This window comes from Streptomyces sp. NPDC059010, from assembly GCF_042740355.1.
Classification (GTDB): Bacteria; Actinomycetota; Actinomycetes; order Streptomycetales; family Streptomycetaceae; genus Streptomyces.
The window spans coordinates 1-14,593 of sequence record NZ_JBHYJA010000048.1; the positions used below are offsets into that span (position 1 = coordinate 1).

The window sequence follows — 14,593 nt, forward strand, 5'->3', positions numbered from 1 at the left end:
CGCGATGATCACCTTCGGCCGGTGCTCCTTGGCGAGCCGCTCCACCTCGGCCATGTCCACCAGGCCGGAGTCGTCCACGTGGTAGGGGACCACGTTGAACTGCTTGCCGGAGAAGTTCAGCCGCATCCCGTGGGTGAGGTGGCCGCCGTGCGCCAGGTCCAGCCCCAGGATGGTGTCGCCGGGCTGGGCCAGGGCGAACAGCGCGGCCTGGTTGGCGGAGGCCCCGGAGTGGGGCTGGACGTTCGCGTACTCGGCGCCGAACAGCTCCTTGACCCGGTCGATGGCGATCTGCTCGGCCACGTCCACGTGCTCACAGCCGCCGTAGTAGCGGCGGCCCGGATAGCCCTCGGCGTACTTGTTGGTCAGGACCGAGCCCTGCGCCTCCATCACCGCGACGGGCGCGAAATTCTCGGAGGCGATCATCTCCAGGGTGGACTGCTGACGCTCCAGCTCGGCGTCGAGCGCGGCCGCGACGGCCGGGTCCAGCTCGTGCAGGGACTGGTTCAACAGGGTCATCGGCGCTCTCCTCGGGTGTGGGCGCAGTGGGCGGCGTAGGCATCGGCGGACAGGGCGCCGGCGATGTTCTCGACCCGCAGCCTGAACAGCCAGCCGCCGGTGTAGGGGGCGGCGTTGACGACGCCGGGGTCGTCGGCCAGCGCGGTGTTGACCTCCAGGACCCGGCCGGAGGCGGGGGCGTACAGGCCGCTGACGGCGGTGCGGGACTCGATGCGCCCGCAGCTCTCCCCCGCCTCGACCCATGTGCCGACCTCGGGCAGGCGGAGGTTGACGACGTCGCCCAGGGCCTTCGCCGCGAAGGCGGTGATGCCCACCGTGGCGTCGCCCTCGTCCACGATCAGCCACTCGTGGTCCCAGGTGGACCGCAGGTGCCGCGGAATGCTCGTGGCGGTCTCCTGCGCGCAGGCCGGGGAGAGTTGAGGCGGGGAGCTCATGACACGACGGCCGCGGCGGCCGGGACGAGGGTGCGGCGGAGCCGGTTGAAGAACTTCGGCTGGTTGAGGGAGAGCACGGCGACGGGGGTGCCCTCGCGCCGGTAGACGGCCGTGAAGGTGCGGCTGTCGATGTCGCCCTCGACGACCTCGGGCTCGGCACCGGGGGCGACGTACCCGGCGACCTGGATGCGGGCCTGGTACTGGTCGGACCAGAAGTACGGCGCGGTGAGCGGAGCCTGGGCCGGCACACCGGTCAGCAGGGTGCGGGCGGCGGTCTTCGCCTGCTCGGTGGCGTTGCTCCAGTGCTCGATGCGGGCGTGCCGTCCGGTGAACGGGTTGGGGCAGCGGGCGACGTCACCTACGGCGACCACGCCCGGGATGCCGGTCGAGCAGCCGGAGTCGCACACCACGCCGTCCTCCACCTGCACACCGGAACCGGCGAGCCAGTCGGTGTGGGGCCGGACGCCCACCCCGACCACCACGATGTCGGCGGGCAGCAGACGTCCGTCCGCCAGCCGTACGCCCGTGACCCGGCCCTCGCCGACGAGTTCCGCCACGCCGGTTCCGCACAGCAGCCGAACCCCGTGATCACTGTGCAGCGAGGAGACCACCAGCCCCATCTCGCGGCCGAGTTGGCGCTCCAGAGGTACGTCGAGCGCCTCGACGACGGTGACGTGCAGTCCGAGCCGGTGAGCGGTGGACGCCACTTCGGCGCCGATGAACCCGGCGCCGATGACGACGACCCGGGGCAGCCCGTCGAGCAGTTCGGCGCGCAGGGCCTGGGCGTCGTCCAGGGTGCGCAGGGTGTGGACGCCCGCCAGGCCGTCCGCGCCGGGGAGGGTGCGGGCGCCGGCGCCGGTCGCGATGACGACGCCGTCGGTGCGCACATGCCGTCCGCCGGTCAGGGTGACGGTGCGGGCGACGGGGTCGAGCCGCACGGCGCGCTCGCCGAGCAGCCATTGCGCGTCCAGGACCTCGTACTCGTCGGCGTCGCCGAGCGCGAGCCCCTCGGCGTCGATGTCGCCCTTGAGGAAGTCCTTGGACAGCGGGGGCCGGTCGTAGGGAGTGTGGCGCTCCTCCCCGACGACGACGATCTCGCCGTCATAGCCCTCTGCGCGCAGCGCGCGGACCGTGCTCAGGCCTGCCAGCGACGCTCCGACGACGGTGATGCTCCTCATGCCCGGCTCCAGACGAGGGGTTGTCTCACATAACACAACGACAATCGCTATACGCAACATGCTTTCCGCGCGATGCGGGCGTTGTCAAGGGAGGCGACACAGATCAATTTCTGATGATGCTCGATGTTGCACATTCCGCAACGGGCGCCGACGGGAGAACGGGCGCGCTCGCGGCTACGCGGGCCGTACCGCCAGCTTGTGCTGCAGCCAGGTGTGGAACTCGCCGATGTGGTGCTCGCTGGGCACCAGGACGCCGCCCTTGGCGTACGCCTTCGAGCTCATCGCGGGCTGGGTGCGCTCGCAGGCGTCGAAGTCCTGCTGGTTGACCCGGTGGAACAGCTCCACGGAACGCTCCACGTCCTTGCCGCTCTCGACGACGTGCGGGAGATAGAGCCAGTCGCATTCGACGATCGTGCGGTCCACGGACACCGGGTACATCCGGTGGAAGATCACATGGTCGGGCACGAGGTTGATGAAGACCTGCGGCCGGACGGTGATCGCGTAGTAGCGACGGTCCTGGTCCTCCGCCACCCCGGGTATACGGTCCAGCCCTTCGGAGCCGTCGACTGTGAACCCCTGGACCTCCTCGCCGAACTCGGCGCCGTGACCGACGTAGTACTGGGCCGCGTAGCCGTCCGCGAACTCCGGCAGCACCTCGGTGAGTTCGGGATGGATGGTGGCGCAGTGGTAGCACTCCATGAAGTTCTCGATGATGAGCTTCCAGTTGGCCCGCACGTCGTAGGTGATACGGCGTCCCACCTGGAGGTTGTCGATGTCGTAGCGCTCGATGGACTCGACGTCGCCGAGCCGCTCGACGATCGCGCCCAGCACCTCGGCCTCGAAGGAGGGCGGCTCGTCGGCGAGGCACACCCACACATAGCCGAGCCATTCGCGCACATGGACGTTGATCAGGCCGTACTCCTTGCGGTCGATGTCCGGCATCGACGTCAGGTTGGGTGCGGCGACCAGCTTGCCGTCCAGGCCGTAGGTCCAGGCGTGGTACGGGCACTGGAAGGCCCGCTTGACCTCGCCGGACTCCTCAAGGCACAGCTTGGCGCCGCGATGCCGGCAGATGTTGAGGAACGCCTTGACCGAGCCGTCCCGCGAGCGGGAGACGAGCACGCTCTCGCGGCCCACCTGGTAGGTGCGGAAGGCGCCGGGCCTGGCCAGGTCGGCGGCGCGGGCCACGCAGAACCACATGGTCTCGAAGACCCGCTCCTGCTCCTGCGCGAAGACCTCGGGGTCGGTGTAGTACTCGCCGGACAGCGTGGGGATCAGGCTGGGCGGCAGGTTCGTGATGGTCATCGGGTCACCTTCGGAAATGTCGGACGCGCACGCGGCGGGGGGGCGGACAGGTCTATGGGGTGGTCGGTGGTGCCAACGGTGGCCAGGCCGGCGAGGATCTCGGCCGGCTGGTGTCCGGTCGGCGCTCGTCGCCGGCTCAGCGCCGGATGCGGGACGTCTCGGGGTCGAACAGCGGCTCGGCGGCGGTCAGCACCACCGAGCGCAGGACGTCGCCGTGGTGCATCTTGGCGAAGGCGCTCTCCACGTCGTCCAGGCCGATCGTCTCGCTGACGAAGTCGCCCAGGTCGAAGCGGCCCTGGAGGTAGAGGTCGATCAGGGCGGGGAAGTCCCGGGAGGGCAGGCAGTCGCCGTACCAGGAGGACTTCAGGGCGCCGCCGCGGCCGAAGACGTCCAGCAGGGGCAGGCCGAGGGTGAGCTCCGGGGTGGGGACGCCGACCAGGACGGCGGTGCCGGCCAGGTCGCGGGCGTAGAAGGCCTGTCTGAAGGTCTCGGGGCGGCCCACCGCGTCCACGACGACGTCGGCGCCGAAGCCGCCGGTGAGTTCACGGATCGCCTCGACGGCGTCGGTCCGGGAGGAGTCGACGGTGTCGGTGGCGCCGAACTGCTCGGCCCACTTCAGTTTCCGCTCGTCGACGTCCACGGCGATGATGCGGGACGCTCCGGCCACCTTGGCTCCGGCGATCGCGGCCATGCCCACGCCGCCGCAGCCGATCACCGCGATCGAGTCGCCACGGCCGACGCCGCCGGTGTGGACGGCGGCACCGAACCCGGCCATCACACCGCAGCCGAGCAGCCCGGCCGCGGCGGGCGAGGCGGTCGGGTCGACCTTGGTGCACTGTCCGGCGGCGACCAGGGTCTTCTCCGCGAAGGCGCCGATGCCGAGGGCCGGGGACAGCGGGGTGCCGTCGGCCAGGGTCATCGGCTGTGCGGCGTTGTGGGTGGCGAAGCAGTACCAGGGCCTGCCCCTGCCACAGGACCGGCAAGTGCCGCACACGGCATGCCAGTTGAGGACGACGAAGTCGCCGGGGGCGACGTCGGTGACGCCCTCGCCGACCGACTCGACGACACCGGCCGCCTCATGACCGAGCAGGAACGGGAACCCGTCGGAGATCCCGCCCTCCCGGTAGTGCAGGTCGGTGTGGCAGACGCCGCACGCCTGTACCCGCACCAGCGCCTCACCAGGGCCGGGATCCGGCACCAGGATGGTCTCCACCGAGACCGGCGCGCCCTTCTGGCGGGCGACGACAGCGCGTACCTCGTGTATCACGGTCGCTCTCCTCGTCGAGGGGACGGCCGAACGCGATCTTCGGGATCTTCGGCCTGATGTTCTGGATGGCGGGGAGCCGTCGACTGCTTGCTCCTCCAGGCCGAGCCGCCACTAGAGTTGTGCATTACGCAACTCTCTTCGTTATAAGCAACGACCGACCAAACTGTCTCCTCGCGGACACGGACTGTCAAGGGGTTGGCCGAGCGAACTTGAACGGGAACCGCACCGCGACCTTCCGCCGACCGGGCGGTGCGTGCGACCATGCGGGCGGGCGGCCGGATCCGGCCCCTCCCGCCGTGCCCGACGGCTCTCGCCGGACCCTCTGGACCCTTCCACGCCCGTGCGTATAGTTGCGCTATGAGCAACTACACCGCAGAGAGCGAAACAACTGGTCCCGCGGTGAACGGAGTGCAGTCCGTCGACCGCGCCGTCAGCGTCCTGGAGATCCTCGCCCATCGAGGCGAGGCGGGCGTGAGCGAGGTGGCCGCCGAGATCGACGTCCACAAGTCGACCGCGTTCCGTCTGCTCGGGGCACTGGAGGCGCGCGGTCTGGTCGAGCAGACGGCCGAGCGGGGCAAGTACCGGCTGGGCTTCGGCATCGTGCGGCTGGCCGGCGCGGTCACCGGCCGCCTCGACATCACCCAGCAGGGCCGGCCGGTGTGCGAGCGGCTCAGCGAGGAGATCGGCGAGACGGTCAACATCGCGGTCCTGCAGGAGCACTACGCGGTCAACCTCTATCAGGTACGGGGCCCGGGCGCGGTCGGCACCCACAACTGGGTCGGGCAACTGACCCCGGTGTACGCCACGTCGAGCGGCAAGATCCTGCTGGCCCATCTGTCCCAGGAGGAGCGCACCGCCGTCCTCGCGACGTCCGGGGTGCAGAAGCTGACGCCGCACACGCTGACCGCGAGGACGAAGCTGGAGAAGAACCTCGCCGAGGCTCGGGAGCGCGGGTACGCGATGACGCTGGAGGAGATGGAGATCGGACTGCACGCCGTCGCGGCCCCGATCCGGTCCCGCGACGGTGAGGTCATCGCCGCGCTCAGCGCCTCCGGCCCCGCGTACCGCTTCACGGAGGAACGCATCCACGAGCTGGCACCCCTGCTGATCGGCGGGGCGGATGAGATCAGTCGCCGGATGGGCCATCTGGGCTGAGGCGCCACGGACGGGAGCTCCACGGGGCGTTCGGTGCGGCGGCGCCCCTGCCGACGCCGCCGCTTCGACGCCCCGGCGGGCGCCCGCTCAGATGTACTCCGTCGCCGCGTCGAGCAACCAGTCCGCCAGATAGCCGGCGAACGTCGAGCGGACCAGGACCCAGAATCCGGCCCTGGGTTCGTCCCGGGCGACCAGGACGACCTGGGTGCGGCCCAGTGTCGTCTGGGCGCAGCGTCCGGGGCCGAAGACCCGCGGGTGCAGGTCCAGCGAGCAGCCGTGGGCCAGCAGGTCGTGGGCGTGGGGGCCGGTGACCAGGAGCGTGGTGCGCTGCGCGGAGACGTCGATGACGGAGACGGGCTCGTCTCCCGCGGCCTCCCTGACCCGGCTCTCCAGGTCCCGCTCACCGCCCGGCGGTCCCACCAGCAGCCACTCGTCCGGGCCGAGCCACAGCGCGGTCAGCTCCCCCGCGCGGACGACGGTGTTCGGCTGGAGGGGCAGCTGGAGGTCCAGTGCGAGCCCGACGGCTTCCGCCGCCGGTCCCTTGGCGTCGAGGCGCACGTTGAGCTGGGCCAGGAAGGGCAGTTCGGCCAGCCGGATGGCGCCCCCGGAGGTGCGGGTCGCTGCGGCCAGGCGGTCGGCGACATGCGACAGGGGGCTGCGGAGCGGGGTGACACGGCTGGTGCCAATGGTGGTGTCAAGGGGGGTGTCAGCCATCGCGGCGGGCTCCCTCGGGGTCGTAGAGGACGGGGCTTGCGACGGTCACCGGGACCAGCCGGTCGCCCACGGGTGCGTACAACCGCTCGCCGATGCGGTCCCGGCCGCCCTTGATCAGGGCGAGTGCGAAGGTCCTGCCCAGGGCCGCGCTGCGGTAGCTGGACGTGACATGGCCGAGCATGGGGACCGGCGGGGCCGGCAGCACACCGTCGGCGATCAGGTGGGTGCCCTCCGGGAGGAAGGTGCCCGGGTCCTCGGGGAGGAGGCCGACCAGGTGCTTGCGGTCGGGGCGGGCGGTGTCCGCGCGGGCGTGGGACCGCTTGCCGATGAAGTCCGGCTTCTTCTTCGACACCACCCAGCTCATGCCGAGGTCCTGGGGGGTGACGGTGCCGTCGGTGTCCTGGCCGATGATCGGGTAGCCCTTCTCGGCGCGCAGGACGTGCATGGTCTCGGTGCCGTACGGGGTGATGCCGTACGGGGCTCCGGCCTCGTACACGGCCTCCCACAGGGCGAGGCCCTGCCACGGTGACACGTTGATCTCGTAGGCGAGTTCACCGGAGAAGCTGATCCGGCAGACCCGGGCCGCGATACCGGCGACGGTCGTCTCGCGCCAGGCCATGAACGGGAAGTCGTCGTTGGCGACGGCCAGTTGGGGTGCGAGCGAGCCGATGACCTCGCGGGACCTCGGGCCGACCAGGGCGACCGTGGCCCACTGTTCGGTCACGGAGGTGCAGTGGACCTTCAGCTCGGGCCACTCGGTCTGCAGCCACTCCTCCATCCAGTCGAGTACGGCGGCGGCGTTGCCCGTCGTCGTGGTGACGAGGTAGCGGTCCTGGGCGACGCGGATGACCGTGCCGTCGTCGAAGACCATGCCGTCCGGGCGGCACATGACGCCGTAGCGGATCATGCCGACCTTCAGGGTGCTCATCATGTTGGTGTAGAGCCGGTCGAGGAAGACGCCCGCGTCCGGGCCCTGGACGTCGATCTTGCCGAGGGTGGAGGCGTCCATGAAACCGACGCTCTCGCGGGTGGCCCGGCACTCGCGCAGCACGGCGGCCTCCATGTCCTCGCCGTCCTGGGGGTAGTACCAGGGGCGCTTCCACTGGCCGACGTTCTCGAACAGGGCGCCGTGCGCGACATGCCACTCGTGGATGGCGGTCGTACGGACCGGGTCGCTCAGCGCGCCCCGGTCGCGGCCCGCGAGGGCGGCGAAGGAGACCGGCGTGTACGGCGGGCGGAACGTGGTCGTGCCGAGCGCCGAGATGTCCACGCCGAGGAGTTCGGCGACCACGCCACTGGCCAGGACGCCGGAGGTCTTGCCCTGGTCGTTGGCGGTGCCGGCCGTGGTGTAGCGCTTGGTGTGCTCGACCGAGCGCAGTCCGGCGCCGGTCGCGCGGGCCAGGCCGTCGACGGTGACGTCGCGTTGGAGGTCGACGAAGCGGGGGGCGTCGTCGGTGCCGCCCGGGACGACGTGCACGTGCATGGGGGGCGTGTGCCGTGGCTGTGCGGCGACCTGTGGGAGGCGGGGCGTGCCGGGCGTGTAGCCCTCGGCCGCCACGGCCCGGGCACCGGCGGCCGCGCCCTGTGCCAGGACGGTGGCCGGGTCGAGGACGCCGCTCGCGCTGCCCGCGACCTCGACCGCCTGACGGCAGGTGTCGGGGACGAAGGAGCCCAGCGTCTCGTCGTACCGCAGCTTGCCGCCCGACTGGCTGAACAGGTGCGCCACCGGGTTCCAGCCGCCGGAGACCAGCAGCAGGTCGGCGGCGAACTGCCGCTGCCCCACGGACTCTCCGTACGGGGCCACGGTCACGGCGGTGAGGCGGGCCTCGCCCTCCGTGCCCGTGACGGCGTGTCCGGACAGCACCTCGATGCCGGCCGCCCTCGCGCGCTCGGCCCACTCCCCCGGTTCGGGGCGGGTGTCGACGATCGCCGTGATGTCCAGACCGGCCGCGGCGAGGTCCAGCGCCGCCGCGTACGCGCTGTCGTTGGTCGTGAAGACGACCGCGTGGCGGCCCGGCAGGGCGCCGTGGCGGTTGACGTGGGTGCGGGCCGATGAGGCCAGCATCACGCCGGGGCGGTCGTTGTCCGCGAAGGCGAGCGAGCGTTCGTGGGCGCCGGTGGCGAGGACGACTCGGCGGGCGCGGATGCGCCAGACGCGTTCGCGGGAGGTGTTGTCGGGGGCGTCGGTGCCGAGGTGGTTGGTGCGGCGCTCCACGGCGAGGAGGTGGTTGTCGTCGTAGTGGCCGAAGACGGTGGTGCGGGGCAGGACGCGTACCTCGGGGGCGGTGGCCAGGTGGGCGGTGACCTCTTGTACCCAGTCGAGGTGTTCGCCCGTGCCGAGGAGACTGCCGCCCGGTTCCGGCTGGTCGTCGGCGAGGATGACTCGGGCGCCGGTTCCGGCCGCCGCTGCCGCTGCGGCGAGGCCGGCCGGGCCCGCGCCGACGATCAGCAGGTCGCAGTGGGCGTGTACGGCGTCGTAGCGGGCGGGGTCGGGGGCTGTGGCGAGGCGGCCCTGGCCGGGGAGGCTGCTCGCGACGAGGCCGTCGTGGAGCTCGACGGTCGTCGCGGGGAGCATGGGCTCGGGGAAGGGTTCCTCGATCTGGACGACCGCGTTGGGTTCTTCCACGCCGGCCGAGAAGATTCCTCGGGGGCGGCCCAGTTTGATGCTGGTGCCGGCCTGGATGACGCCGTTGGCGAGGAGGGCGGAGGCGAGGGTGTCGCCTCGGTGGCCCCGGTATTCGGTGCCGTCGAAGGTGAACGTGAGAGGGGTGTCGCGGTCGATTCGGCCGCGGGTGGGGTGGCGGAACGGCTGGGATTCTGCGCCCCCGCCGCCCCTACCCGTCCCATCCTGAAGGGGCTCCGCCCCTTCCACCCCGCTGGGGGCTGCGCCCCCAGACCCCGCTTCGGCCCGGACGGCCTCGTCCTCGAACGCCGGACGGGCTGAAACAACCGGCCTCGGCTCAACAGGTGCCGGGCGTTCCTCGCCCGTCCTGTACACCGTCAGGATCTCGTTGGTCGAGGTGTCCCGAACCGCGTTGAACCAGCGGCGGCAACCCGACGCGTGGGTCCAGCGCTCGGCGAAGGGGCCCTTGGGGTTGTCGCGGAAGAAGAGGTAGCGGGCCCACTCCTTGTCGGTGAGGGATGCCGGGTCCTCCGGGTACGGCACGTGGGCCTGACCGCCGTAGTGGAACTCGGCCTCGTCGCGGGGCCCGCACCACGGGCAGGGGATGAGCAGCATGGATCGGCTCCCAGAGCTTCCAGTGGTCCTAGTGGGCCACCGCGGCCGCGCCGTGCTCGTCGACGAGCGCGCCGGTGGTGAAACGGTCGAGCGAGAAGGGGGCGTTCAACGGATGGGGAGTGTCGTTGGCGATGGTGTGGGCGTAGACCCAGCCGACGCCCGGGGTGGCCTTGAAGCCGCCCGTTCCCCAGCCGCAGTTGAGGTAGAGGTTGTCGACCGGGCTGAGCCCGATGATCGGTGAGGCGTCGGGGCTGACGTCGACGATGCCGCCCCAGGTGCGCAGGACGTGGGCGCGGGCGAAGACCGGGAAGAGCTCCAGGGCCGCCGACATCTGCTCTTCGATGATGTGGAAGGCGCCGCGCTGGGTGTAGGAGTTGTACGCGTCGATGCCCGCGCCCATCACCAGCTCGCCCTTGTGGGCCTGGCTGACGTACACGTGAACCGCGTTGGACATCACGACCGTGGGGTGGACCGGTTCCAGGAGTTCCGAGACCAGGGCCTGCAACGGGTGGCTCTGGACGGGGAGTTCGATGCCCGCCATCGCGGCGAGGACCGAGGTGTGGCCCGCGGAACAGAGGGCCACCTTGCCCGCCGCGATGGGGCCCAGGTTCGTCTGGACTCCGACCACCCGGCCACCGACCACGTCCAGGCCGGTGACCTCGCAGTTCTGGATGATGTCGATGCCGGCGGCGTCCGCCGAGCGGGCCAGGCCCCAGGCCACGTAGTCGTGCTTGGCGATGCCGGCGCGCGGCTGGTAGGTGGCGCCCAGGACCGGGTAGCGCACGTCCGGGGAGATGTTGACGATCGGGCAGACTTCCTTGACGCCGTCCGCGTCGAGCCACTCCGCGTCCACGCCGTTGAGGCGGTTGGCCTCCACGCGGCGCACGCTGTCGCGGACGTCCTGGAGGCTGTGGGCGAGGTTCAGCACGCCGCGCTGGGAGAAGAGGATCGGGTAGTCCAGGTCCTCCGCCAGGCCCTCCCACAGCTTGAGCGCGTGCTCGTAGATGCCCGCGCTCTCGTCCCACAGGTAGTTGGAGCGGATGATCGTGGTGTTGCGGGCCATGTTGCCGCCCGCGAGCCAGCCCTTCTCCAGCACGGCGACGTTGGTGATGCCGTGGTTCTTCGCCAGGTAGTGGGCGGTGGCGAGGCCGTGTCCGCCGCCGCCGACGATCACCACGTCGTACGACCGCTTGGGATCGGGCGTACGCCACAGGAAGTCGGGGTGGTCGGGGAGGTCGGCGCCGGGGGCGCGCGGGGTGCGGGAGCTCATCGGACGTCTCCGTTCGCGTTCCTCTCGGCGGCCTCCACGACGTTGGCCAGCAGCATCGCCCGGGTCATGGGGCCCACCCCGCCGGGCATCGGCGCGATCCAGCCGGCGACCTGGGCGGCGTCCGGGTGGATGTCGCCGACCAGGCCCTGGTCGGTGCGGGTGATGCCGACGTCCAGGACCGCCGCGCCGGGGCGCAGCATGTCCTTGGTGACGAGGCCGGGCGAGCCGGCGGCGGCGATGACGATGTCCGCCTCGCGTACATGCCAGGCGAGGCCCTTGGTGCCGGTGTGGCACAGGGTCACGGTGGCGTTCTCGGAGCGGCGGGTGAGGAGGAGGCCGATCGGGCGTCCGACGGTGATGCCCCGGCCGATCACACACACCCGGGCACCCGCGAGGGGCACCTCGTGGCGCCGCAGCAGTTCGACGATGCCGCGGGGCGTGCAGGGCAGCGGGGCCTCGACGCCCAGGGTGAGCCGTCCGAGGTTGACGGGGTGCAGTCCGTCGGCGTCCTTGGCCGGGTCCATGCGTTCCAGTACGGCGTTGGCGTCCAGGGGGCGCGGCAGCGGGAGCTGGACGATGTAACCGGTGCAGCCCGGGTCGGCGTTCAGCTCGTCGATCGTCTCCTCGACCTGCTGCTGCGAGGCGTCGGCGGGCAGGTCCCGGCGGATGGACGCGATGCCCACCTGGGCGCAGTCGCGGTGTTTGCCCGCGACGTAGGCACGGCTGCCGGGGTCGTCGCCGACCAGGACGGTGCCGAGGCCCGGTGGACGGCCGGTGATGGCGGTCAACTTGGCCACGCGTTCGGCGAGTTCGCGGCGGATTTCGGCGGCGGTCGCCTTGCCGTCGAGTGTCTGCGCAGTCATCGGTTCCCTCGGTCAGCCACGGAGACGGGACATGGTCGGGTCGAACAGGGGCTCCTCGGCCACCACCGCGTCGATGCGCCGGTCGAAGTAGCCGATCTGCAGGGCGGTGCCGGGGCCGGTGAGTTCCGTCGGGAGCCAGGCGTAGGCGATGCCCTTGCCGATGGTGTAGCCGTAGGCGGCGCTGGTGATGTAGCCGACGGCGCGCTCGCCGTCGTACACCGGCTCCTTGCCCAGGACGACCGAGTGCGGGTCGTCGATGGTGAGGCAGGTCAGCTTCCGCCGGACGTCCTGCTTCCGGCGCTCCAGGGCCGTCTTGCCGATGAAGTCGCCCTTGTCGAGCTTGACGGCGAAGCCGACGCCGGCCTCGTAGGGGTCGTGCTCGTAGGTCATGTCCGTGCCGAAGGAGCGGTACCCCTTCTCCAGGCGGAGGCTGTTGAAGGCGCCGCGGCCGGCGATGACGCCGCCGAGGGGCCTGGCCGCCTGCCAGAGGGTGTCCCAGAGTTTGAGGCCCTGGTCGGCGGTGGTGTACAGCTCCCAGCCGAGTTCACCGACGTAGGACAGCCGCATCGCCGTCACCGGGACGCTGCCGATGTAGGCGCGCTTGGCCCGGAAGTACTTCAGGCCGTCGTTCGAGAAGTCCTCGTCGGTGAGGGGCTGCAGGACCTTGCGGGCCAGCGGGCCCCACAGGCCGATGCAGCAGGTGCCCGGCGTGATGTCGCGGACCTGGACCGTGCCGTCGGCGGGGAGGTGGCGGGTGAACCAGTCGAGGTCCAGGTTGCCGTTGGCGCCGACCTGGAAGAGGTCGCGGGCCAGGCGGGCGACGGTGATGTCGCTGCGGATGCCGCCGTCGTGGTCGAGGAGCAGGGTGTACGTGACCGAGCCGACGGACTTGGCGACCTTGCCGGTGCACAGCCGCTCCAAGAACTCGGCGGAGCCGGGCCCGCTCACCTCCAGGCGCTTGAGGGCCGTCATGTCGTACATCGCGACGGTCTCGCGGGTGGCCTGGGCCTCCGCGCCGACGATGGGCGACCAGAACTGCGCGGCCCAGTCGTTGGGGGTGGGGATGCTGCGGCCTTCGACCAGCTTGGCGTTGGCCTCGTACCACTGCGGGCGCTCCCAGCCGTTGGCCTCCAGGAAGAAGGCGCCGTGCTCCTGCTGGCGGACGTGGAAGGGGCTGGTGCGGATCGGGCGCGGGTCACCGGAGGGCTGGAGCGGGTGGAGGATGTCGTAGACCTCGACGAAGTTCTGGCAGTCGCGGGCCAGGACGTACTCCGGGGACAGCTGGTGCGGCTCGAAGCGGTTGACGTCGCACTCGTGCAGGTCGAAGGACGAGCAGTGCCCGTCGACCAGCCACTCGGCCATGGCCCGGCCGACGCCCGCGGAGTGGGTGACCCACACCGCTTCGGCGACCCAGAAGCCCTTGACGTCCGTGGACTCGCCCAGGAGCGGGAAGTTGTCGGTGGTGAAGGAGAACAGGCCGTTGATGCCCTCCTCGACCTTGGCCTCCTGCGTCGCGGGGAGCAGGGACTGGGTCTCGGCCCAGGCCGGCTCGAAGTCCTCCTCGGTGAACTTCAGGACGGAGGGCATCTCGGCGGCCTCGTCCACGGAGAGGATCTCGTCGGCGGTGATGGGCATCGGGCGGTGGCCGTAGTAGCCGATGCCGATGCCGTCGAAGCGGTCGCGGTAGTAGAGGTCGGCGTCCTGGTGGCGCAGGATCGGGCGGACCGCCTCCTCGGTCTGGCCGGCCAGGGCCGGGACGGGGCCGGTCCAGGCGAGCTGGTGGGCGAGCGGGGTCAGCGGCAGGTTCATGCCGACCATGCGGGCGATCTTCGGGCCCCAGATGCCGGCGCAGCACACGACGATGTCGGCTTCCAGATCGCCCTGGTCGGTGCGGACGCCGGTCACCTCGCCGTCGGCCCGCAGCACGTCGAGGACCTCGTGGCGGGCCAGGAAGCGCACACCGCGCTCGGTGGCCCGGCGGATCTGCGCCTCGACGGCGAGGACGGCCTTCGCTAGACCGTCGGTGGGCACGAGGAGGCCGCCGAGGACCTTGTCCCGGTCGACCAGCGGGTGCCGTTCGACGCACTCGTCGGCGGTCAGGAGCCGTGACTCTATGCCCCACGCGGTGATCCAGCCGTGGCGGCGGTGCAGTTCGGTGAGGCGCTCCGGCGTGGTCGCCACCTCCAGCCCGCCGACCTGGAGGAAGCAGGGCTTGCCGTCCACGTCGAGGGAGCAGAACTTCTCGACGGTGTAGCGGGCCAGTTCGGTCATGGTCTTGGAGGAGTTCGTCTGGAAGACCAGGCCGGGCGCGTGCGACGTCGAGCCCCCGGTGGCCGGGAGCGGGCCCTGGTCGACCACGGTCACTTCGGTCCAGCCGCGCGCGGAGATCTCGTCCGCGAGTGCCGCACCGACGACTCCCGCTCCGATGATGACCACTCGGGGTCCCGCCATCGCCGCACCTCCGGTTGAGTTGCTTTCTACGCAACGTGATTCAGGTTGCGCAACTCAATGTGCCTGTCGCGCAGGTGGGTGTCAAGAGTCCGGTGACGTCGGAAAACGGCCTGGAAAAACAGGAATGCCCGGTGGGGCCGGGGGGGGCGGCGCCGCCCGCGCGCCGCCCCCCGCGCCCGCGCGCGCCCGTAACACCGCCCCC

At 71.2% G+C, this 14,593-nt stretch carries 11 protein-coding genes; 1 reads left to right on the plus strand and 10 read right to left on the minus strand.

Annotated features, from left to right (window positions below):
• The 5 genes from ACFWYS_RS37335 to ACFWYS_RS37355 form a co-directional block, all read right to left on the minus strand.
• On the minus strand, positions 1-516 hold a 516-nt coding region (locus ACFWYS_RS37335; RefSeq protein WP_384778960.1), incomplete at its 3' end, for an aminotransferase class I/II-fold pyridoxal phosphate-dependent enzyme.
• Positions 513-950, minus strand: coding sequence for a glycine cleavage system protein GcvH (gene gcvH, locus ACFWYS_RS37340; RefSeq protein ID WP_384778963.1), 438 nt, complete (start codon positions 948-950; stop codon positions 513-515). The genes gcvH and ACFWYS_RS37335, both read right to left, overlap by 4 nt.
• Complete coding sequence (locus ACFWYS_RS37345; protein WP_384778966.1) at positions 947-2,128, minus strand: NAD(P)/FAD-dependent oxidoreductase; 1,182 nt, start codon at positions 2,126-2,128, stop codon at positions 947-949. Before ACFWYS_RS37345 ends, gcvH begins: the two co-directional genes overlap by 4 nt.
• Before the next feature lie 174 nt (positions 2,129-2,302).
• The gene (locus ACFWYS_RS37350) at positions 2,303-3,433 is read right to left on the minus strand and encodes an aromatic ring-hydroxylating dioxygenase subunit alpha (protein WP_384778969.1); all 1,131 of its coding nucleotides are present in this window, start codon (positions 3,431-3,433) and stop codon (positions 2,303-2,305) included.
• A 136-nt stretch (positions 3,434-3,569) separates the two neighbouring features.
• Positions 3,570-4,700, minus strand: a complete 1,131-nt coding sequence (locus ACFWYS_RS37355) for an S-(hydroxymethyl)mycothiol dehydrogenase (RefSeq protein WP_384778972.1) — start codon at positions 4,698-4,700, stop codon at positions 3,570-3,572.
• A 357-nt stretch (positions 4,701-5,057) separates the two neighbouring features.
• Between ACFWYS_RS37355 and ACFWYS_RS37360 the strand changes: the two genes are divergently transcribed.
• Positions 5,058-5,855: an IclR family transcriptional regulator gene (locus ACFWYS_RS37360; protein ID WP_384778975.1), complete on the plus strand. Its 798-nt coding sequence runs from the start codon at positions 5,058-5,060 to the stop codon at positions 5,853-5,855.
• A gap of 87 nt (positions 5,856-5,942) precedes the next feature.
• Here the strand turns inward: ACFWYS_RS37360 and ACFWYS_RS37365 are convergent, their stop codons facing one another.
• The 5 genes from ACFWYS_RS37365 to ACFWYS_RS37385 are packed head-to-tail and all read right to left on the minus strand — an operon-like array spanning position 5,943 to position 14,391.
• Positions 5,943-6,569, minus strand: a complete 627-nt coding sequence (locus ACFWYS_RS37365) for a sarcosine oxidase subunit gamma (protein ID WP_384778978.1) — start codon at positions 6,567-6,569, stop codon at positions 5,943-5,945.
• Positions 6,562-9,807, minus strand: a complete 3,246-nt coding sequence (locus ACFWYS_RS37370) for a sarcosine oxidase subunit delta family protein (protein WP_384778982.1) — start codon at positions 9,805-9,807, stop codon at positions 6,562-6,564. Before ACFWYS_RS37370 ends, ACFWYS_RS37365 begins: the two co-directional genes overlap by 8 nt.
• A 28-nt stretch (positions 9,808-9,835) precedes the next feature.
• Positions 9,836-11,077, minus strand: coding sequence for a sarcosine oxidase subunit beta family protein (locus tag ACFWYS_RS37375; RefSeq protein ID WP_384778985.1), 1,242 nt, complete (start codon positions 11,075-11,077; stop codon positions 9,836-9,838).
• On the minus strand, positions 11,074-11,940 hold the full coding sequence (locus tag ACFWYS_RS37380) for a bifunctional methylenetetrahydrofolate dehydrogenase/methenyltetrahydrofolate cyclohydrolase (RefSeq protein WP_384778988.1): 867 nt from the start codon (positions 11,938-11,940) through the stop codon (positions 11,074-11,076). Before ACFWYS_RS37380 ends, ACFWYS_RS37375 begins: the two co-directional genes overlap by 4 nt.
• Positions 11,941-11,952: 12 nt before the next feature.
• On the minus strand, positions 11,953-14,391 hold the full coding sequence (locus ACFWYS_RS37385; protein WP_384778991.1) for an FAD-dependent oxidoreductase: 2,439 nt from the start codon (positions 14,389-14,391) through the stop codon (positions 11,953-11,955).
• Positions 14,392-14,593 lie beyond the last annotated feature (202 nt).